The 21520-nt window shown below is 63.7% G+C and carries 17 protein-coding genes; 5 read left to right on the top strand and 12 right to left on the bottom strand.

Annotated elements, in window-relative coordinates; all coding sequences use genetic code 11:
* A partial coding sequence (locus D579_RS0105745) for a transposase family protein (protein WP_018951368.1) occupies positions 1-250 on the bottom strand: 250 nt, incomplete at its 3' end.
* A gap of 295 nt (positions 251-545) precedes the next feature.
* Complete coding sequence (locus D579_RS0105740) at positions 546-1367, bottom strand: matrixin family metalloprotease (RefSeq protein ID WP_018951367.1); 822 nt, start codon at positions 1365-1367, stop codon at positions 546-548.
* Positions 1368-1843: 476 nt separating this feature from the next.
* Here D579_RS0105740 and D579_RS0105735 point away from each other — a divergent pair, with 476 nt between their 5' ends.
* Entirely contained in the window at positions 1844-2326 is a 483-nt protein-coding gene (locus D579_RS0105735) for a hypothetical protein (RefSeq protein ID WP_018951366.1), read from the top strand.
* Positions 2327-2784: 458 nt separating this feature from the next.
* On the opposite strand, the gene D579_RS0105730 is transcribed toward D579_RS0105735, so the two are convergent.
* The gene (locus D579_RS0105730) at positions 2785-3156 is read right to left on the bottom strand and encodes a rhodanese-like domain-containing protein (protein ID WP_018951365.1); all 372 of its coding nucleotides are present in this window, start codon (positions 3154-3156) and stop codon (positions 2785-2787) included.
* A gap of 136 nt (positions 3157-3292) precedes the next feature.
* On the opposite strand from D579_RS0105730, the gene D579_RS0105725 reads away from it, so the two are divergent.
* The gene (locus D579_RS0105725) at positions 3293-3661 is read left to right on the top strand and encodes a rhodanese-like domain-containing protein (protein ID WP_018951364.1); all 369 of its coding nucleotides are present in this window, start codon (positions 3293-3295) and stop codon (positions 3659-3661) included.
* A 191-nt stretch (positions 3662-3852) separates the two neighbouring features.
* Here D579_RS0105725 and D579_RS0105720 read toward each other — a convergent pair whose 3' ends face one another.
* Complete coding sequence (locus D579_RS0105720) at positions 3853-4056, bottom strand: hypothetical protein (protein WP_018938832.1); 204 nt, start codon at positions 4054-4056, stop codon at positions 3853-3855.
* Positions 4057-4255: 199 nt separating this feature from the next.
* On the opposite strand from D579_RS0105720, the gene D579_RS0105715 reads away from it, so the two are divergent.
* Together D579_RS0105715 and katG are read left to right on the top strand one after the other, a co-directional pair.
* The gene (locus tag D579_RS0105715) at positions 4256-4804 is read left to right on the top strand and encodes a glutathione peroxidase (RefSeq protein WP_018938833.1); all 549 of its coding nucleotides are present in this window, start codon (positions 4256-4258) and stop codon (positions 4802-4804) included.
* A 235-nt stretch (positions 4805-5039) separates the two neighbouring features.
* Entirely contained in the window at positions 5040-7232 is a 2193-nt protein-coding gene (gene katG / locus D579_RS0105710; RefSeq protein ID WP_018951363.1) for a catalase/peroxidase HPI, read from the top strand.
* A gap of 315 nt (positions 7233-7547) precedes the next feature.
* Here the strand turns inward: katG and D579_RS0105705 are convergent, their stop codons facing one another.
* The 8 genes from D579_RS0105705 to D579_RS0105675 form a co-directional block, all read right to left on the bottom strand.
* Positions 7548-8747 carry an NnrS family protein gene (locus D579_RS0105705; RefSeq protein WP_018951362.1) on the bottom strand — a complete coding sequence of 400 codons (1200 nt, stop codon included), beginning with the start codon at positions 8745-8747 and terminating at the stop codon, positions 7548-7550.
* Between the two features lie 232 nt (positions 8748-8979).
* Positions 8980-9312 carry a DUF3634 family protein gene (locus tag D579_RS0105700; RefSeq protein WP_018951361.1) on the bottom strand — a complete coding sequence of 111 codons (333 nt, stop codon included), beginning with the start codon at positions 9310-9312 and terminating at the stop codon, positions 8980-8982.
* Between the two features lie 157 nt (positions 9313-9469).
* Positions 9470-10837: a DUF2254 domain-containing protein gene (locus D579_RS0105695; RefSeq protein ID WP_018951360.1), complete on the bottom strand. Its 1368-nt coding sequence runs from the start codon at positions 10835-10837 to the stop codon at positions 9470-9472.
* Positions 10838-11133: 296 nt separating this feature from the next.
* A complete protein-coding gene (locus D579_RS0105690; protein WP_018951359.1) occupies positions 11134-12327 on the bottom strand; it encodes a diguanylate cyclase domain-containing protein in 1194 nt (397 codons plus the stop codon).
* Between the two features lie 385 nt (positions 12328-12712).
* Positions 12713-14503 carry a DUF262 domain-containing protein gene (locus tag D579_RS0105685; protein ID WP_018951358.1) on the bottom strand — a complete coding sequence of 597 codons (1791 nt, stop codon included), beginning with the start codon at positions 14501-14503 and terminating at the stop codon, positions 12713-12715.
* Between the two features lie 151 nt (positions 14504-14654).
* Positions 14655-15689 carry a nuclease-related domain-containing protein gene (locus D579_RS0105680; protein ID WP_018951357.1) on the bottom strand — a complete coding sequence of 345 codons (1035 nt, stop codon included), beginning with the start codon at positions 15687-15689 and terminating at the stop codon, positions 14655-14657.
* 79 nt (positions 15690-15768) lie between these two features.
* Complete coding sequence (locus D579_RS15070; RefSeq protein WP_155985598.1) at positions 15769-16272, bottom strand: hypothetical protein; 504 nt, start codon at positions 16270-16272, stop codon at positions 15769-15771.
* A gap of 665 nt (positions 16273-16937) precedes the next feature.
* Positions 16938-20447 (bottom strand): DNA methyltransferase, encoded by a 3510-nt coding sequence (locus D579_RS0105675; RefSeq protein WP_018951355.1) that lies wholly within the window; start codon positions 20445-20447, stop codon positions 16938-16940.
* A gap of 666 nt (positions 20448-21113) precedes the next feature.
* On the opposite strand from D579_RS0105675, the gene D579_RS0105670 reads away from it, so the two are divergent.
* Positions 21114-21461, top strand: coding sequence for a hypothetical protein (locus D579_RS0105670; protein WP_018951354.1), 348 nt, complete (start codon positions 21114-21116; stop codon positions 21459-21461).
* Positions 21462-21520 lie beyond the last annotated feature (59 nt).

The following is a 21520-nucleotide window of genomic DNA, read 5'->3' as shown; positions in this document are numbered from 1 at the left end:
CGCACCACACCCGGCGACGCGGCACCACCAGCACCACTCGGTACTCGAACAGGGGAAGATCCCGAACCCGCCGCAGCGTCGTCTCGTGCACCTGCCGGGTCCGATGACCGCAGCGCTCGCAGTGCATCCATTGCCGCGTCGGCTTCAGGTGCAACTCCAGCGTGCCGCCGGCCTCCTCCGGCCAAACCGCACGCTCCAGCCGATAGCCTTCCCAGCCCCCCAGCTTCTGCAACGTCTTCTTGTCCAGCATCGCTCCCTCCCGCGTCCTTCCTGGCTCCACGCGAGACTACGATGCCCTTCAGCGGACGAACACCTCCCCGGTATCCTTCGATGAACCTCAATTTTCGGGGTCCTGTCTCCGGTAATGAGTCCCTTGCCGGGAGCCGGCCCCGCCTTGGCCCATCGGTACGGTCACTCTACGGTAAACGGCCACGTATGCGACGTCCTGTCGCGGGGCCGCGGCAATCGGTTGGCGTGCTACGGGTGGGGGCCGCTCGTGGTGGAGCAGGGGCATGGGAAAGACCTGCCCCTGAATTGACTCGGAGCTACTTCTCGCCGATGCCAAGGCCGCTATCGACACCGGTCACGGGCACGATACGGCCGTTCGGGTCAAGGAAGAGGTCGCTGGTGAATGCGCTTTCCCCGTCCTCGGTCGGCATCTCGGCCAGTTGGGTGTCGAGGGTATCGGCGGGGCGCCCGTAGAGCCGCTGGACTCCGCGCAGATCGCCGGGCTGCAGGTCGGCGAAGTCCTCGGTGTACCTGAATCCCATCACCTGCCCGGATGGCCCGGGATGGTCCAGGCCGATGGCGTGACCGATCTCGTGAGTCAGCGTATAGCGGATGTCGTACACATCCTTGTTGCCGTCGAATCCGACCTTCCACTCGTGTGCTGGATTCAGGCACACCAGCGACTGTTCGATGGTGCGCACATCCACTTCCGCATCGGGCGAGTAGGAAACGTTGGAGAAATCGTCCGAATCGGGTGCGTAGGCTACGTTGGCGAATGCCCGTCCACGCGGCTGCCCCTGGGCACCGAGGATGATATCCGCCTCCCGGGTATCGCTTACCTTGTGGAATGACAGACCGGCCGCGCGCTCCCAAACCCGAAACGCCGCCGCGGCCTCGCGATCCAGCGTCTCCATGGAGAGGGCTTCGCCCAGAAGCTCGTCAATCGGTGCGAGATCGCGGCAGTTGTGCGCATCATCGAACCGTAGCGCCTCCCCGGCAAAGGCATAGCTGATGCTGGCCCCCACCCCTAACTGCTGGTCTCCCCACTTCACCTTGTAGCCATCCAGCTTGAGCAGCCGATACCCACCGTCGTCGGCAAGGGCCGGCAGCGGGAGTGCCAAGGGCAGAAAGCCGGCCATTACCAAGGCCAGCGCGGGAAGGTGTGCATGCGTGACTGATCGCACCGCAGTCTCTCCTGGTCGGGCACCCGTCAAGAGCGCCGTCAGGGCGCGCGAGGCTCCCGCGCAGCGTAACATAACGGACGACTAACGCTTATGTGTGACATCGAACCGACGAAGCACTCGGTCGCACCCAGAGTCCGAACGGGGCGTCCTGCGGTCAGCGCACCGTACTCGGCTCAATCTGCGGCGTGGACCCGCGCAGGCGAGGGTGGGGCGCGTATCCAAAGCCGAACCAATAAGCCCGCAGTGCCGTGTCATTGCGGGCCTCGAAGAGGCCGTGGCAATCGGTTGCAGCCCCACGAATCCGGGTCGCTGGCGCGGGCGCAGGGGTATAACCGAAGCCCTACGCGAAGCCCTACGGGGTCAAACCTTGCCCTTTGCCCGCGCCTACGGCCCGTGCCGGAAAGCCAGACTGGATTGGAGAGACGCGTTTGATGAATCGATCGTGGCCCGTGCTGGGCCTTTGTATCTCCCTGGTTTTCGCCGGCGCAGCCTGGGCGGACACCACGGAGCTGGACGGCGACTGGGCCTGTCCTGCCGTAATGCACCTGGCCGCCATCGGCTCGAGCCAACTGAATCTGCAGCTCGATACGCGCTCCCGTCTGCATCCGGACGGGCGGTACCAGAGCGAGGGCGATGCCGTGGCCCAGTTCGGCCTGTGGCCGCTCACGCTGATCGCGACCAGCGAGGGGCAGTGGCAGCGCGAGGAGCAGCAGCTCACGCTCACCGTGGAAGCCCTGGACCTGTCGCCCGGCTCCCCATCAGGTGTCGAACTCCAGCGCCACCTGATCCGGCAGATCACTACGCGGCTACCGGAACTCCCGCATACGGAGGTCACACGGATCGTCACCGAATCACCCACGCGCCTCGTGGTCGAGCACGCGTCCGGCGAACAGTACACCTGCCAACGACTGTGAGCCCTCGCGCGGGCGCAGACCGAGATATGCCCCGTCTTCCCCTTTCCTGATTAACCACGAGGGTCAGCCAGTCACGGGGATCCTCCGGGGACGACAATGGCCCGTCGCAGGTCGCTTTAGTCCGGGCCTTTTGGGAATCTCACTCTCCCCGGGGCCCTTGCCCCTGCACTGTCATCCCGGCCGGAGCGAAGCGACGAGCCGGGATCTCCCCCGTCGGGGCAACCCCAGTCGCCGAGATCCCGGATAACCGCTACGCGGTTTCCGGGATGACGAAAAAGAAGGCGCGTGGAGCCGTTGGGCGCGTACCGTTGCGCTCCAGGGCCACCTTCGGCCGCCGGGTGCTGTGCACACCGGTCCTTGGGCCTGGCTGACGCTTGTGGCTAATCAGTGCTTCCTTAGGGCGGGGGCAACGGGCAAGGTCGGAAAATCCGAAGCTGGACCCCCAGGCCGTCCGGTCGTCAGACGGAACTCTCGGAGGTGTCGTTTGCCTTCTCGTAGGCGCGCAGTCCCCCGGCGATGGACTGCACATTGGTATAGCCCAGATCCACCAGCTGGGCCGCCGCCAAGGCCCCGCGGTTGCCACCATTGCAGAAACAGACCATGGGCGCGTCCTTGTCTGGTGCGACTCCCTCGATCTGGCGCGTGATGGAATCCAGCGCTACATTGTGGGCGCTCGGCAGGCTGCCTTTTTGGTATTCCTCGGGTTCGCGCACATCAATGGCCACCGCACCGGATGCCAGGCTGGCGTCTACCTGTTGCGGCTCGATCTCCTTGATGCGAGCGCGCGCGGCTTGCGCCCGACGGAGAAACTCTTCGTCGTGATGATCCATAATGATTCTCCTTTCGGCGATGGTTTTTCGCGCGGTTAGTGCTGAGAACAGCCCATCCTCGCCGCGTCGCGAATCAGGTACGGGGCACAAGACCAAGTTCGACCGCGTTCTTGCCCGTGGACAGGAGGTGATCACGATGGGTTTGAGCCAGTGGTGGCCGTTCGGCCGCGTGCCGGAAATGAGCCCCGAGGAACTGGCGCAGGCGATGGAGAACGCCCAGGTGCAAGTGCTGGATGTGCGCACCGGTGTCGAGCATCGTCGGAGTCGTATCCCGGGCGCGCGTCACCTCCCGATTACGCAGTTTTCCAAGAGACGCCTGGCGGACCTGGAACTCGATCCCGATCGTCCCGTGGTGGCCATCTGCCTCAGTGCACACCGCAGCATCCCCGCCGTGCGCAAGCTGCAGGCCCGCGGCTACGAGGCCCGCCAGCTTCGCGGCGGCATGCTCGCCTGGTGGCGGGCAGGACTGCCATGCGAGCGGGGAAACGAAGGCGTCGGTGGATAAGACCTGCGACCGTTACGCGGGCCCGGCAAGCCCAGAAACGGTGCGGCCATCCCCCTCGGACGCATGCTCTCGGAGTGCAAGGGCCCCGCTTCCGGCCCAGGGTCCAGCGTGCGCGCCCTTGGCGCGGCCGTTGCGTTCAGGCGCGCCGAGTAAACGCAGTTCGCGGCTTGCGTCTGTCCCCGGCCGGCATCTCAGTCGTCGTCCTTGTCCTGCTTGCTGCCCGGAGTGACGGCACGTCCCACCGCTCCGGCGGTCTTGCCGGTCGCCTTTGCGGCGCCGGTGGTGACGCTGACGGCGGCGCTTCCCGTGGCACCGGCGACCTTCACGGCCGTGCAGCCCGTGGTCAGCGGCAGGATGATGGCAAGCAGCAGGAGCGGGCGGGTGTAGGCAATCATCGGCTAGAGACTTCGTTGATGTCTGCGATCAAGGGTACGCCCGTCATGTCTGTGAGGCCATGGCATGTCCAAAAGGGAGCACCGAAATGGAGGATGTTCGGCGCCATCGTGGCCCCGGGCTGGCGGTCACGAACCAGCCCTCCACAGAACCAGCAGGTGCGCCGCTGGTCTGAAGGTCGAGCCCCTGTGGAGACTTGCGATGTCCCGTTTTGCGCCCTTGTTCGCTTCCCTGTTTCTGGTGCTTCCGATGGCCTGCGCAACCGCCACGGAGCCCGATACCGAGGCCTTGTTCCAGCACGAGCTGGGCCGGCTGCACGCGTCCGAGATTGTCAGCCTGCAGGAACGCTTCCAGGGCCATCCGCTGCTGATCATCAATACCGCCAGCCATTGTGGTTACACCGACCAGTTCGGTGGGCTGGAACAGTTGCATCAGGACTACCGGGACCAGGGGCTGAAGGTGGTGGGCTTCCCCTCCCACGACTTCAATCAGGAGGCCGACGACGAGGCCGAAACCGCCCGGGTGTGCTTCGAGAACTTCGGCGTGACCTTCGACATGTTCAGGCCGATCGGCGTGCGTGGCGCGGACGCCCATCCGATCTTCCGCGAACTGGCGCGCCAGGCCGCCGCTCCGCGCTGGAACTTCTACAAGTACGTGGTGGACCGGGAGGGGCGGGTGGTCGCGCACTTTCCCAGCCAGGCCGGCCCCGGGTCCGCCGAGCTGCGCCGCGCGATCGAGAGCATCTTGTAGCCCATCGTGCTGCGGCGCCGCCGACGGAAAAAATAGCGGGAGACTATCTCGCTCATGGTGAATATCAACTGGCACTAATAGCTTGTGGGGCCTAGCTTCAAGGGCAGGTGGACAGTGAAGCCCACCCTGGCCGAAGGTGGCCCTGGGTCGGAACGGCTTGCGGTCCCTGAGGAAAGCCATCGATTACACATGGATGACGGCTTCCGAAACACGAACCAGCTGAACGCAGCGAAAAATGGAGAACGATATGGGTGAGCATCAGAACATGGGCAAATGCCCGGTCATGCATGGCGGCGAGACCGCCGCGGGCCATTCGGTCATGGACTGGTGGCCGGAGGCGCTGAACCTGGACATCCTCCATCAGCATGACCGCAAGACCAACCCGATGGGCGAGGACTTCGACTACCGGGAAGAGGTCAAGAAGCTCGACTTCGACGCCCTGAAGAAGGATATGCACGCGCTGATGACCGAGAGCCAGGCGTGGTGGCCGGCCGACTGGGGTCATTACGGCGGGCTGATGATCCGCATGTCCTGGCACGCGGCCGGCACCTACCGTATTGCCGATGGTCGCGGTGGCGGCGGCACCGGCAACCAGCGTTTCGCACCGATCAACAGCTGGCCGGACAACGTCAGCCTGGACAAGGCGCGCCGCCTCCTGTGGCCGATCAAGAAGAAATACGGCAACAAGATCAGCTGGGCGGATCTGATGATCCTGGCCGGTACCGTGGCCTACGAGAACATGGGTCTGAAGACCTTCGGCTTCTCCTTCGGGCGCGAGGATATCTGGCATCCCGAGAAGGACACGTACTGGGGCGCGGAGAAGGAATGGCTGGCACCCTCCGACGAGCGCTACGGCGACGTCGACAAGCCCGACACCATGGAGAACCCCCTGGCGGCCGTCCAGATGGGCCTGATCTATGTGAACCCGGAAGGGGTCAACGGCAAGCCCGATCCCCTCAAGACCGGCGAGCAGGTCCGCGAGACCTTCGCCCGCATGGCCATGGACGATGAAGAGACCGCGGCGCTGACCGCCGGCGGACACACCGTGGGCAAATGCCACGGCAATGGCGATGCCGGTGCGCTGGGTCCGGAGCCCGAAGGGGCCGACGTCGAGGAACAGGGCTTCGGCTGGAAGAATCCCAACATGCAGGGCAAGGCCGCCAACGCCGTCTCCTCGGGCATCGAGGGTGCCTGGACCACCCATCCGACGAAGTTCGACATGGGGTACTTCGACCTGCTGTTCGGCCATGAGTGGGAGCTGAAGAAGAGCCCCGCCGGCGCCTGGCAGTGGGAGCCGATCGAGATGAAGGAGGAGGACAAGCCGGTGGATGCCAGCGATCCCTCCATCCGCCACAACCCGATCATGACCGACGCCGACATGGCGATGAAGATGGATCCGAAGTACCGGGCCATCTGCGAGAAGTTCATGGCCGATCCCGCGTATTTCCAGGACTGCTTCGCCCGCGCCTGGTTCAAGCTGACCCACCGTGACCTGGGCCCGAAGACCCGCTACATCGGTCCGGAAGCGCCGCAGGAAGACCTGATCTGGCAGGACCCGGTGCCGGCCGGCAACACCGACTACTGCGTCGAGGCGACCAAGAAGAAGATCGCCGAGAGCGGCCTCGGCATCGCCGAGATGGTCAGCACGGCCTGGGACAGCGCCCGCACCTTCCGCGGCTCCGATATGCGCGGTGGCGCCAACGGCGCCCATATCCGCCTGGCCCCGCAGAAGGACTGGGAGGGCAACGAGCCGCAGCGCCTGGACCGGGTGCTCAAGGTCTACGAGCAGCTCTCCGCTGAGACCGGCGCCAGCGTGGCCGACCTGATCGTGCTGGGTGGCAGCGTGGGCATCGAGCAGGCGGCCCGGGCGGCCGGTCACGATGTCCTGGTGCCGTTCATCCCGGGCCGTGGCGATGCCAGCGCCGAGATGGTCGACGCCGACTCCTTCGCGCCGCTGGAGCCGCTGGCGGATGGCTTCCGCAACTGGCTGAAGAAGGACTACGTGGTCAAGCCGGAGGAGATGCTGCTCGATCGCGCCCAGCTGATGGGCCTGACCGCGCCGGAGATGACCGTGCTGATCGGCGGGATGCGCGTGCTCGGAACCAACCATGGCGGCAGCAAGCATGGCGTGTTCACCAGCCGTGAAGGCCAGTTGACCAACGACTTCTTCGTCAACCTGACCGACATGGCTAACGCCTGGAAGTCTGCGGACAACGGCATCTATGAGGTCCGCGACCGCAAGAGCGACCAGGTGAAGTGGACCGCCAGCCGCATCGACCTGGTGTTCGGCTCCAACTCCATCCTGCGCAGCTACGCCGAGGTGTACGCCCAGGACGACAACGAGGAGAAGTTCGTGAACGACTTCGTCAGGGCCTGGACCAAAGTGATGAACGCCGACCGCTTCGATCTGGAGCAGTACCAGCAGTAAGCACGGCCTGAACCGGGCGGTTTGCCCGGCATGCAGACCAGGACGCCCGGGACCATCCCGGGCGTTTTTTTGTGTCTTGGGTTCGGCTCCCGCGACCGCCGGAGGGCAACCTCCCGCTCCTGATCCTCCAGGCCTAGCTGGCCCCTGCGAGCCCGCACCCACTCGGCCTCCGGGGGGTAAACGCCGTCCGGCCTTCACCCGCCGCCTGTTGCGACGCTCAGGTCGGGCCGTCCAGGACCTTCAACGAGCCCTTCGAGCCCGGACAAGCTCGTCAAGCCAATCGGTTGCCGTGGTCCGGCCTCGGCAGTTCGGTAGCTAGCCGTAACGCCCGTCGACGCGCGGTTTGACCAGCATCGGGGCATGAACCCAGAGAAACCCGGCGAAGGCCGCGATCCACAGGAGTTGCGAGGCGCTCATCCAGCTGGCGGTCAAGGCCGGCCAGAGCAGGGGGCCGGCCACCCGTACCAGCGCCCCGATGGCCAGCAGGCCGAAGAGCAGCCCGAGGACCCGCGGAGGGTCAAACACGTTACGTCCGGTATGGCCCAGGGCGACGCGCGTCATCATCCCCAGGGTCATCATGCCGATACCCCCGTAGGTGAAGGCGTGCAGCGCGGCCATCGGGCTGAGGGGCGTGAATTCGGCCACGGCCCGCAGGGCAAAGCCGACCACGATCCAGCCGTAGGCCATCATCAGCACCCAGAGCAGTGGCTTGCGCCACAGCGCCGGCGTATGCCAGCCCGTCCAGCGCATGCCATGCGCCACGGCCAGCCCAGCCGCCAGCCCCGCCGCGACCGGTGCCCATGGCAGGAACACCTCGACCAGCCAGAAGGCGAGCAGCAGTACCAGGGCGAGGCGGTCCAGCCAGTCCCGGTTCACCGGCGTAAAGGCACCATCCAGCCCGCGCTCGATAAAGAACGGGATGACCCGGCGCCCCATCATCAGGATCAGCGACAGCACCAGGTAGACCCCGGAGTAGAGCCCCAGGCGCTGGCCGCCATCGAGCAGATCGAAGGCGCCCAGGTAGAACAGGCCGTTGCTCGCCCCCAGCAGCGCGATCTTGCCGATCACGGCGAGCTGGGCCCATTGGCGCGTCTGCCATACCGGGCGGGCCAGGGCGGCCAGCAGCCACAGGGTAAAGCCGAGATCGAACAGCGCCATGGCCACCAGCCCGGGGTCCCCGAACAACGCCGCCACCCGGCCGCCGAGCCAGAGCCCGGCCAGCACCAGCAGCGCGGGCCCTTGGGTTGTTTGTACCCCGGTCCAGTTGCGTACGGCCGTGAGCAGGAACCCGGCGACGACCGCCATGGCGTAGCCGAAGATCAGGGTATGGCCGTGCCAGGCGAAGGGCCCGCCAAAGGCGGCCGTGGGCAGCGCCGCCATGTCGAATTGGTAGAGCCAGGTCCACAGACCCACGACCAGCACGGCGTACAGCCCTGCCAGCAAGAAGAACGGGCGAAAGCCCAGATGGCTCAGGGCAAACCGATACGGTCCCGGCTCTTCGATATTCAGCTTCAACAGCGCCCCCTTGGCCCTGCGGGGCTAGTACCCGCCATCTCTACGCGAACCACCCAGAATTCAGGTTCGCACCCGCTCATATAATGCATGCGGGTTAAATCTTTTTGCGAGCCTGGGTTCTTCGTCATTGCGAGGCCTCGCAGAGGCCGTGGCAATCGGTCGGAATGGCCTGGATGCCGCTCGATTGCCACGGGACCAAAAGCCAGGGACTGACCCCGAGCCCCGCGCCTCGCTATCCCGTCGCGCGCATGCCGCCGCCTCCCCCTCCGCCGGGCGGGGGTGTCCAGACGTTGCGAAAGGCCTGATGCGTCTTCGGTGGGAGGTGGCGGGAGAAGCGCAACTCGACACCCCGGTCGGTGCGCACGGCCTGGATCCGGCCCTGCTTCAGCCCGTATCGTCGAGCGACGTCCTCGCAGCCCCGCACGAACCCGGACGGCGGCTTGCCGCGCCGCACGCGGGCAGCGCCATCGCGCAGCTCCACCGAAAACACCTGCCGGGCATGCCAGAGCATCAGCGCGACGCCAAGCCCCAGCAGGGCGAACATGATCAGGAACGTGAGCAGCATGATGGATGGCGGGACAAGGGTGCGCCCCAGTGTAGCGCACCCCATCCGCGGTGCTTCGCCTCCGCTCGACGGCGACTCGTCAACGCAATAGCCCATTTACGGGCCCAAAAGCCCCGTTTAAGCCCTGGAAATAGCCCGTCAAATTCGCAAAGCCGCGTTAACTCAGTCCGTTACCGTGGTCCGACCCTGTCCTTGGCGACACGCTCAACAATTGTTTCGCATATTCAAAGCGTTCCTCTACCTCCTGGCGGTCCTCAACTTCGGGCTGTCCCTCACTAGCCCCACGGGCAATCATTTCAGCGTGCCGTAACAGCGCAGCGCGATCCTCTGGCCGCTGTACGAATCTCGCGACCTCGGCGATCGTTTCCAGCAGGCGGACAGTAACCGCGGTGTTCGAGCGGGACATTTGTCGGATCTGGTTGAAGGCCGCATCTGTGACGTCCACAAAAGTAGACCCTGGAGCAATCACCCTCAGCTGATCCGTACTGTCATAACGATAGGGCGATGGCATGTCTCGCGTAGCCAAACGACTCAAAGCGGACGCCAGGTGGTCTACGCACGTAATTGCCGTGAACGGGTCATTCACTCCCGAGGAGAGGGCACGCAGAGCGACCTCCACGAGTTGGGTAACCGCGAACTCGATGTCCTGGCCCGAAGTCCGCTGGTTACCCAGGGCAAAGGTGTTGTTGACCTGATCCGCGGGCACATCGGCCGCCCTCTCTCCCGGCCAGACCAGCATAAGCGGGCCACCGGAGACCACATAGTCGCCGGGTACCCGCTCCAGTCGAATGACCACATCCTTTTGCATCGCCAACTCGATCAAGGCGTCCGTGTCGATGAACTGAATGTATCCGTCCGCGCTCGCTCGAATGGGACGAGCCTCCCGGTCAAATGCGTCCAGAAATGCCGACTCGGGTGGCGTTGCCGACGTCCGTGGCTTCGCCCGCCCGATGTGTTCCGGAAACAGGCGGTTCACCCCGGCGATCAACTCGTCGCTCACGCGCGCCACGATTTCGTTGGCCTGCATCGAAACAGACACGTGGTGAATGAAATAGATCAGCACCCCCACGCTCGCGACCGCAAAGAGCACGCCGAGCGTGATTGATACATGAGGAACGAAAGCAACCTCCTCCGCGCGCCGGATGGTAAGGAGGACCAGCAAGCAATACAGGAAGGTGGCGACGAACGTGCCCAGCACGACCTGAGTCGTCGTATCGCGCAGGAAATTGCGGAGCAAGCGCGGCCCCAACTGCGACGTCGCCAGCGACAGGGCGACCAGCGTCATCGAAAACACAACTCCAGCGATGGTGATCATCGATCCGGCGATGATCCCCAGCACGGCGCTGGCCCCCTCGGCTCCAGCGGTGAATGTCCAGCCCCACGAACGCAACAACCAGTTCGTCACCGGCCTATCCAGGGCGACGCTTATGAAGGCCAAAAACACCGCGCCCAGGGCCATCATGGTGGGGATGAACCATAAGCTGGATCGAATGCGGTCCCAATACCTGAAAGTCAGTGTTTTCACTATGACGCCTCATTCACTCACATGCTGTCCGCCGGCTTACCGTGGTCCGACCCCGTCTTCCTCCATTCTCCCGACCCGGGGAGATCCTATCTTCCGTGGAGGAAAAACAAGGCCGTGTTCTTACAGAAGAGTACGCCGCGTGTCGTCAGGACCGGAAGGGGCGGGGGAAAAGGGTGAGATGGCGTCATTGCGAGGCCTCGCAGAGGCCGCGGCAATCGGCCGGACTGGCCCGAGACCTTGTTGGTAGCATTCGCGGTGCCGGGTCGGATCGGAAAGGTGGTGTCCTCTTTCTCCGGCTACGTCCCGCGCCCCGCCTTGAGACCATACATCGCGCGGTCGGCTTGCCCCAGCAGTTCGTCTGGATCGCCGTCTCCCGGACCGTAGGCCCAACCCAGAGTCATCGCCAGCGTGACCTCGCCCGCAGCAAGCTGGACCGGCCGGGACACCGCCGCCTGCAGTCGCTTCCCCTCGGCTTCGGTTGAATCCTCGCCAAACAGCAGCACCGCAAACTCGTCACCCCCGACCCGGGCCACACAGGCCGGCTCGCTGAGCGCCTCCTCCAGCCGGCGGGCGACCACCCCCAGCAGTTCGTCGCCGGCCGCGTGTCCGAACCGATCGTTCACCGGCTTGAACTGGTCGAGATCGATGAAGCCCACGGAGAACGCTTCGCCGGTCCGTTGGGACCAGGCGATTGCGTCCTGCAGGCGCTTATAGAAAGCACGCCGGTTGGGTAGACCGGTCAGCGGGTCGTGGCTAGCCTCGTGCTGCAGCTGGCGTCCGGCCTCGTCGAGCTGTGACGCCTGCTCGCGCAAATCATGGTGCATGGTCACCAGGGTCCGCCGGGTGAGCAGAATCAGCGCCAACGCGAACACCACGCCGCCCCCACCGAACACCAGCATGAAACGCTGCGTGTGCGCCCCGACTTCGCCTGCGCGCTCGGCTGCCGCTTCCATCTGTGCGCGTTCATGTGCTCGCAACGCCTCGATGGAGCTGTCGAACTCCCGATCAAGATCAAACAGACGCTCGCTCAGGATCGCCATTGCCGGCGCGATCTCCTCGCGGGCCGCCAGGTCCACCACCTGGTCCTGCAGCCTCACGATCTCCGGGATCAGGGCATCCTGTTCCTCGAGTCTTGCCCGCGCCGCATCCTCGGTCACGCGCTCATTGAGGGCCGCGCGCACCTCGCCGACCCGGTTTCCCCAGCGGTGGTACGCCATCATCAGGTCATCACGCTCGAAGGGGTCGTCGGTGATGACCTGATTCACCATGGTCTGGTGGCGATTGTAGGCGGCCTCCAGCAGATCGGACGCCAGCTGGATGCGCTGTCCTCGCTCCTCCGTGATGTGACGCAGCTCGTCCAGCAGGCGCTGGTTCTGCCACAGGCTGTTGCCCACAATCACAATCATGCCCGCCAGCAGGACCACGAAAGCGACCGTGATGGCGTTCAACAACCGCCCGCTGATCCGCTGCACCTTTTGCGAGAACTGCATCGACTACTCCTTCCAAGGGGCGAGCATGGGGAGCCGCCCTCCCATGGGCCAAGCGCCCCGCACTGTCGCGCGGATTCCGGATAGTATCGGATCAAGTCGTGATTTCTTACCCGAATATGAGGCGGAGGGCCAAAGCAACGTCTGCCCCGTCATTCCTCGCCGTCATTGCGAGGCCTCGAAGAGGCCGCGGCAATCCGTCAGAGCGGCCCGAGACTCTACCGACCCCCTTTGCGGTGCCGGAGTGGGATCTAGTCTCAGAGCAAGAGCCCATTTATGGGCCGGAATGCGCCGTTCAAGGCCCTGAATTAGTCCGCCTGATTCGGAAAGGCGTTTTAAGTCAGTCCGGTACCGTGGTGGTCCGACCCGTCGTCTGCTCGGCTGGCTGTCACAGTGCCTCGTAGTATCGGCGGACGAGTGCGGCCATCATTTTGCGGCGCGCTTCCAGGAACTCCTGATAGTTGGTGGCCGTGACGTCCCCGATAAACTCCGGTATGGCGTTCTCGGCTAGATTCGCCTTGAGGTCTTCCTGATTGGTGATCTCGCCAAGCCGAAATTGCCCTGTGGCAATCTGCTCGGATATCCACGCCATGTACTCCTTGGGCGGACGATCCTTGATCGCGATATTGATAGGCGTTTCGGTGAGCGCGAAGTTGGCCACCTGGTTGTAGTCCCCCTGCTTAGGAAACCCGTTCTGGATCAGGTGGTTTTTGGGGACGATGTGATGCAGGTCGCCGTGACCTTCGATCATCTGCGCGACGCTGATCGATTTGGACAGGAATCCGCGGCCCCCGCTGTTAACCCGCGCCGCGAGATACGTCTGGAAAGCCGGGTTGCGAGTGCTGGGTGTGTTGAGCTCCTGAGGGAGCGCCACATTCCAAAATCCGTCCCCGAGCTCGGACTCCTCGAGTATTTCGAGGTAACGTTCAGCACCACTTTCACGAATTCGTCTTAGATCGGTCTCCCAAGTCGACTCAAAACTCCCTACAGCCCGACCCGAGAGCAGGGTGAGCACAAACCAGCGCTTGATGATCCGAGACCGTTGTCCTTCGGTCATGTCGCCATCCTGACGCAACAGTAGGTACAAGGCGTAGGCGAAGTTCAGCGCGTTTTTCGACCCGATCATGCTGGCGTCTATGAACCCCGCTGATTTGATCATCATCACGAAGCGCTCGATGTGTGTCTTGCTTACCAACTGATCCAGGGCATGGCCAAATCGCTCATAGGCACCCGGAATCCGGGCTTCATCGATCTTCCGGGTTTCGGGGTCCAGCCCGGAGAGTTCGCTCACGATCGCGCCCGCCTTGCCTCGGTTGAATCCAACCAATCCGGTAATGCGGATTACATCGGTGTACTCGGGCTGGAAGAGTTCATCTGACTGATTTCGAAGCCACTGTATTTTCTGAAGATGCTCCGTGGCGGCGAATTCCTCGTCGTTCTCCTTGATGTCCGAGAAGGCGTGCCCCGCCACGGCCAGGTGACAAAAATAGTCGATCAGCTTTCGCAGGTTTCGGCCTTCGTTACCGTAGGTGGCGATCTTGCTCATCACGAAATCGGCGCTCGAGAGGGGGACGCCCTTGGCATTGATGCGAACAAAGATCTCCGCGACCGTTTCGACATCCAGATCATCCGCCAGCGAGATGACGCCGACCTGGGCGTGCTCGATTGCCGCGAGTTTCGTTACCGAATCCTCGACCTTGCGCTGGTCGGTATCCGGATTCTTTTCGAAATAACTGCGCAGAAAGGTTAGCTGGCTCGAGCCGGAGTAGAACTCGCTGATGTCGTGGATCCACTCATTGCTCTTTCGGATCGCAGGCGTTTGCGTTGCGAACACCTCGGTTAGAGGATTAAACGAGATCGCGATGCGCTTTTTCTGATACCGGGTACCGACGACAGGCTGGCCAGCAATCGCGGCGCGGAGGGCTGTTACCCGCTGTTGCCCGTCGATCAGAATCTGCTGGTGAGCAGCGACCTCTCCCCCCTTGAGCTTCGCGCCAACGGATTGCCAAGTGATCAGGTAGCCGACCGGGTAGCCGTTGTAGAGCGAATCCAGTAGGTCCCGAACCTGCCACGTCTTCCAGACAAACGGCCGCTGCAGTTCCGGAATCGCAATCTTGTCGCTTCGCACGTCAGCCAGCACCTGGCTTACCGCGGTTTGCTTCACTTCATACTTTGCCATTCTTATCGCCTTGTGCTTGATGCGGGACGGTCGCGTAGCGCTCCCAAATACCAGTCAGACGCTAGCCCTGCCGGTGGGGGGTAACGCCGCAACCCTCAACGCACGTTTGTCGCCGTTTTTCAGGGTCTCTGGAATCGTCGAAGTCAGGATGCTACTGCTCGGTAGAACTGCCACGCTGCTCGAACACCACCCACTCGTGGGAGCAGTCCTGGCAGGCGCTGGTGTAGGTCGGGCCGGATTTGGTCACTCGCACTTTGCGGGACTGGCAGGCGGGGCAGGGCACCTTCATTGAGGTGTTCGTGCCGCAGGAGTCGCAGCGCACGTAGTAGCCGTATTTGCCGTACATGCCGGTCAGCTTGTCTTGCTCGCCGCATTTCTTGCAGGCGAGAGTGGAGGCTTGACTCGGGCTCGTAGCCGGCGAGGGCCCGGCTTGGGCGGATTGCGGCTCTGGCGTCGGCGCTCGCTGCGCCTTTGGTGCCGGCTCGGGATTATCGGAAACGGGCGGCTCCTGGACCCGCGGGGCCGGCTCGGCCACGGCAGAGGTATTCGCGCTAGGCCGGAGGTGGCTTTGGAGCAGGAAGTCGCCGATGCCTTCGATTTCCTTTTGGCTGAATCTCGGCCGGGCCGTCACCAGCCCCTTGGCTCGTGAGCCGACCAGTTCGCGTACCTTCTCCGCGACGAACTCGCTCTTCACCACGCGATTCGCGATCGCGCGAGGCATCTCATCGCGGTGCAGGATCGCGCTGCTAGATACGGCGCAGAGCGTCCTCCAATCACGGCCGCCAATCTGGGTCTGGAGGCCCAGCAGTCGGCCGAGAAACTTCTCCACGTTCTCGCGAAGGAGATCTTTGACCAGGGCCTCTTGCAGCTCCGCCTGCCGCACAGGGGAGGGCATGCCGTACCAATCGCCGCGGTAGCTACGCGACCACTCCCCGTGCCCGTTCACCTTCACCTCGCCATAAATGCTCTTTGACTCGATGACCACCAGCCCGTACGGATGAACCACCAGATGGTCGATCTGCGCGCGTTCGCCGTTATGCTCGATGCGCAGGTCGTTGATGATCCGCACGGCCTCATCGTCGCCGAATTCGCGTCGCAGGTAGAACGCCACGTCCTGTTCTTGCTGGTGCCCGGCCTTCGAGCGTTCATCCTGGCCGCTTGGGCCGTCCTTCTCCTTAAGAATCATCGAATCTCCTGAGTTGAGCCGTAAAGCCTCTCCGTCGTCGCCTTACACGATTTCCGCCAGACGCCCCCAGCGGCCGATTTCAGCATCGAAATGGGCGCTTTAAGGCGTTGAACAAGCCTTCAGAGGAAATTAATCGTTGGAAATACAGATGGTTACCGTGGTCCGACCCCGTCATGCCCTTTGATTTCACCTCCAACCCATTGTCAGGGTCGAGGAAAACGAAATCGCTACCTTGCGCCCGCTGAGCAAGCGAATTGAACCACGAACTTCGAACTGACGCTGTATCCGGCACAAGGGAGGAGAAGTATTCTGCTTTCGGGATAAGGCCACTACCTTCGATTAAGCCTACCCGACACTCTTGGCCAGACGCCAAAAGCTCTTTGATTCTTGTGAACAGAACAGGGTCGTAACGTGACCACTTACCTGGATGCTCCAAATACGAGATGAACTTCCCATCTGTACTCCCATCGTCAGGCGTCAGCATCCAGACGACCAAAATACGGAGCCCGCTGGCACGAATGATTGCACGCAACAGTCCGTACTTCCGATAGTCGTTGATGTCCCCGAAATATTGGTCCTTCATGGTGCTCTCTTCTTTTACGCCCAACGCCAAGCTCAGCCGAGGAAGGCCGCGTTGCGGCCTGACGTCGGCTGGAGCATAGTGTTAAGGCTATTCCCCGACATCGTAGGGATAATCAAGGTTATCGATCCAATCGCGCAGGTTTCGCTCGCCGAATGCCGTATTTCCGGGCTGGTACAGACGAACATTCGCCCCATCCAAGGGACCAGTCCCGAAACCGCCTTGCGGTTCATACCCAGTGGTAGACTGCACATCCAGAGTAAAGCAACCGAGTGGCCGACCACTCTTGACTAGATACTGCCTGAACAAACTCAACGCCGGAATGACGTGGTTAAACCAATCTTCTACGGGCTGGTCTTGTGTTCCTAGCCTCGGATATCGATAGGAACTACCCCCAAGGTTTTGCCAGCCGAATCGCTCGAAAAAGCTTTGGATTCGGTTCCGTTCCCCTGGGGGCGCCCCTTCAATATCAAATGTAATAACTACTGGCATGAAATTTTCTCCTTTTGAGCCTTAACAGTTGATTATACTTAATCCATATAACACGGTTTCACCCGCATCCATATAGCACGTGTTATACAGCATCTGCCTGCCCTTCTCCCATGCACCTTCCAGGCCCACCGCGCCATATATCCCGTATTCAACAGGCATTCCTCGAGCACCCACATTCACGCCAACCGCCACATCTCCCCATCCCGCTGCGCCTGCCCCAGCACCTCCAGCGCCCCGAGCACCTGGTTGATGGACTTCGTCGGCTTGCGCTTGAACTGCCCGGCCAGCGCCTCGCTGGTCTGCGAGCCAACGGCCAGCAGGCGGCGGACGGCCTCGACCTGCTCGGGCATGGCCTTCGGCCAGGTCGGCTTCTTCGCCGGCTCGCTGACCGCCTCGGCGGCGGCCTCCGGCGCCGTCTCCGCGCTCACCGTACCCTGCACCGCCTCCGGCGCCTGATACTCGGGACGCAGCCAGCGCACATGGCCCTGGGCCTCCTCGGCGGCGCGCTCGGCGTTGAGCGCCACCAGACGGCTCAACAGCTCCTCCTCGGCCTCGGCCTGCTCGGCGGGCTTGTCCGGCAGCGGCGTGGTCGCACCGGGCCGCCCGACCAGAACATCGGCCAGATCGCCCCAGCCATACGCCTCGAACACCGCACGGTCGAGATCGTCGTGCAGCTCCCGCAGCAGCGAGACCAGCCCCTGCTCGTGAATCGTGCGCTCCTTGGGCGTCAGCGGCTCCTCGGCCCGCAGCTTCTCCAGCACGTTGTACATGCCGGTGAGGGTGAGGCCCGGGTGTTCGGCCTGGCGTGCCTTGCGGTGGGCGTCGGTACGCTCGGCGAGATCGCCGATGGTAGCCGCCTGCTCGGCGTCGAGTTCCGGGAAGGGGAAGGTCTCGAAACAGCGGGTCTTGTTGTAGCGGGCATCGTTGCCCATGCCCAGGCGTCCGCCTGCCGCGAGCGCCCAGGCGGCATGGATGCGGCTGGACAGGACACCCAAGGTGGCGGGCCGGTCGATGGCGATGTTCACCAGCATGTTGTCGGGCAGGATTTCCGCGTCGAGGAACTGGAAGACGCGGTGCTTGGTGGTCTCAACGGTGGCGATGTAGCGCGGGAGGCCCTTTAGCTGCGCACGGAGGTCCGTGCGTAGTCGACGATGGAGCCACCAATTCTCTCGGAGATTCCGATCACGGTTTTGTTCGCGTTCGGGCTTAACACGCTCAAGCACCCACTGATAAGCCGACGGATACTTCATGCAAGCTTCTTCTGCTGTCAGCCCGAAAAAATCGATGACCATCACGCCACGTGGGCGTTGCGTGAGGTCACGGCCGTTTCGGTATTGGCGGATGACCCGTCCAATATCCGAAGTCTGGCCCAGTCCGAAACGACCGGCATCATTAGGCTCGATGATGAAACCCGAATTACCGAGTTCGAACCCTCGCTGACTGATGGTCGCGTTGGCCTGAAGCGGCAATGCGCCTGCGACGTTGGCTCCAATGGCTAGATCCGCAAAAAGTTTCCCCGCCCGGTGGCTCAGTTCCACGGTGCAGGCATCGTTGTCCGTATCGCGTTCGTTGACGACGTGGTGCAGGGTACCGGGCTGGTCTCCGGGTATGCCGACGGTCATGGCGATACGCACGGCGGCGCCGTCTGCGCTGTCCACCCAGGGGTGGTCGGGAATGGCGAAGGCGAGCGACAGGGGCTTCTTGCTGTCGCTCAGATGCGGTTCGAGCACGCGGCGGTTGAAGGTCTGGCGCAGGCTGTTGGTGGTGATGAAGCCGAACCGCCGGGCCTCGCCCTTGCGCACCTTCTCGGCGGCGATGTGCCACCAGTACATGACGAAGTCGGCGGAGTCCGGGACGATTCCCTTGAAGACCTTGCGCACGGCGTCCACGTAGCCATCCCCCAGTGCGCGGCGCATGGTAGCGGCGCCGATAAACGGCGGATTACCAACGATGAAGTCGGCTTCGGGCCATTCGGTGCGGCGCGGGTTGCTGTAGTGGTAGACGGGGGTGCGGCCGGTTTCGTCGGGGATGAGTTCGCCGGTGACGGGGCTTTTCTTGTAGCTGATGCCGTCCCAGATGGTGACGGGTTCGCCGTGTTCGTCGCGCATGGGTTCGCGGGCATCAAAGTCGATCAGTGCGTCGCGGCATTCGATGTTGTGGAAGTCGCGCAGGATGGGTTCGGGCAGGCTGAGGCGGCCGTGCAGGCGGTAGTGCCATTGCAGGTAGCCGATCCACAGCACGATTTCGGCGATGGCGGCGGCGCGCGGGTTGATCTCCAGCCCGAGGAACTGGTGCGGGTCGACGGTGAGGCCTTCGGTGTCGAAGGTGGCCTGTCCGGCGCTCAGGTCGCGGATGAGGTTGAGCACTTCGCCTTCGAGGCGCTTGAGGTGTTCCAGCGCGACGTAGAGGAAGTTGCCGGAGCCGCAGGCGGGGTCGAGCACGCGCGTTTCGCACAGGCGGTGGTGGAAGCGGTGCAGCTCGTCCAGGGCCTTGTCGGGCTTGTTCTGCTGCAGCCAGGCCTCGGCGGCGACCTGGACGGTGTTCCACTCGGCGCGCAGGGGCTCGATGAGCGTGGGCATGACCAGGCGTTCCACGTAGGCGCGCGGGGTGTAGTGGGCACCGAGCTTGTGGCGTTCGCGCGGGTCCAGCGCGCGTTCCAGCAGGGTGCCGAAGATGGCGGGTTCGACGAAGCGCCAGTCGGCCTTGCCGGCCTGGATGAGCAGGCCGATCTGGTCGGCGTTGAGCGGGATGGGGTCGATGTTCTGGAACAGGCCGCCGTTGAAGCGCTGCACCTTGTGCATGAGCTGGCCTTCGTAGCCGCCGGTGTTCATCGTCTCCCACAGGGAGTGCATGGCGTCGGGGAAGTGTTCGGGGTCTTGCTGCAGGCGTTCGAGCAGGGCGGTGAAGCTGCCCTTGGGCAGGAGTTCGACGTCCTCGCTGAACATGGTGAACAGGCAGCGCTTGAGGAAGTGCGCGACGCGCTCCACATCAAAGCCGTGCTGTTCCAGGGATTTGGCGAGTTCGGCCAGGCGCGCGCTGACCTCGCGGGTGACGCGGGCGGCGTGCTTGCTGGCGTCGAGCTGGTCCGGCGCGAGCCACAGGTGGTGCAGGCGCTGCTGGATCTCGGGGTCGCGCAGGTCTTCCAGGCGGATGCGGTGGCGGCTCGGGTCCGGGTAGGGGACGTAGGTGCCGCCGGAGCGGGAGAACTCGGAGTAGAGCTCCAGGCTGCGGCCGACATCGGTGACGACGATGAACGGCGGGCGGCCTTCGTCTTGCGGCAGGGCGCGCACGTACTGGTCGGCCTGGTTCTGCGCGGCGAGCATGGCCTTGTCCCAGCCCTGGGTGTGCAGGCCCTTGCCGGTCTGCTTGGCCTCCAGCACGAAGCAGCCGCGGCGGTAGAGGTCGATGTAGCCGCGGTTCTCGCTGCCATCCGGGTTGCGGATGGTGACGCGGCGTTCGAACACGTAGGCGTTGTCGGCGGTGTCGTCGCTGGCCGGGTCGGGGTGGGGCAGGTCCAGCAGCTTGCACAGCTCGGTGAGGAAGAGTTGGTAGTTGGCGCGCTCGGAGCCGCCGGTGTCGCGCCAGCGCTCGATGAACGCCTCGACCTGCTCGGGGGCGGCCAGGGGCGTTGCGGTGTCGTGGTCGAAGAACGCGGCGTGGGCCGGGTTGCCCGGGGTGACTTCCATGTGACGAAGGTCCGTTTTCGTTTGGGGGCTACCTTACCGATCCGTGGCGGTGTTGTCGTCTGTGGCTTCGGTTGGAGATCGCCGCGGCCGCATTGCGGCCTCGCGATGACGGGGTTTGTGGGGTTTGGATGGCGCGGGAGGGGTGGCTAGCGTGGGAGATCCCGGCTCTTCGCTGCGCTGCGGCCGGGATGACAGGGTGTGGCGCGGCGGCCGGGGTTTCGGGTTTGGCGTTGGTGCCTGCCAAATGTGGGGCAGCTGTCCCGTCATCGTGAGGCGCGAAGCGCCGTGGCGTCCGGTCCGGTGCCCTGGGCACTCGCCAAGCCTGAACCTTCCGGTCTGCGTGTCTTCCTGTGAATGCATTCTGGTTCTGGCACGAAGCTCGGGCGCGCGGTTCGCCCTGGCGGGCGCATGATCTTGTTTTCCGCGTGGGCAGTGTGGCGTTCTGACCCGGTCGCGATAACCCATGTGTCGTTTTGCATCATTCCGGAGTGGAGTGTTGCGGTGTGAGCCAGCGGAATCGATCACACTTTGTTTCGATGATGAGACCTTCGTCGGCAGGGGTCATGTTTGGCATCCCCCTTGCTCCTTCTCTGGCGCAGTCAATTGAAAGCCTGACTGGCCCGATTCGGTTGGCTGTGACTCGATTCCAACTTGAAGGAGCGAACCATGATGTCGACTTTCCAGAAAACTGCGATCGCGATGGTGCTGGGTTCCATGTTTGCGCTGGGCGGCCTTGGCGCGGCGCACGCCCAGGCGGGCGGCGACGCCGGCGCAGATACCGGTGCCCCGGAGGCCGGTGCTGGTGCTGAAGGAGGCGCTGGCGCTCCCGACGGCGCCCCCGAAGGCGCTGCCGGTGGCGGCGCGGGTGCTCCGGAAGGGGGTGCTGGTGGCGCCGGTGGCGGCGGCACCATGGGCGGCGGTGGTGCCGAAGGTGGTGCGGCCGGCGGCTCCATGGGTGACCACGACGAAGAAGACGACGACGATGACGATGACGAAGGGGCCCCTGACTGGTAACAAGCCCCAGTCCCCTCAACAAGCCGGGCTCCCCGCCCGGCTTTTTTGATTGTCTCCCA

It is taken from the genome of Thioalkalivibrio sp. AKL12 (genome assembly GCF_000377925.1).
GTDB classification, from domain to species: Bacteria; Pseudomonadota; Gammaproteobacteria; order Ectothiorhodospirales; family Ectothiorhodospiraceae; genus Thioalkalivibrio; species Thioalkalivibrio versutus.
Note: the sequence above shows the minus strand (reverse complement) of the source record. Positions and strands in the feature narration are given on the sequence as shown.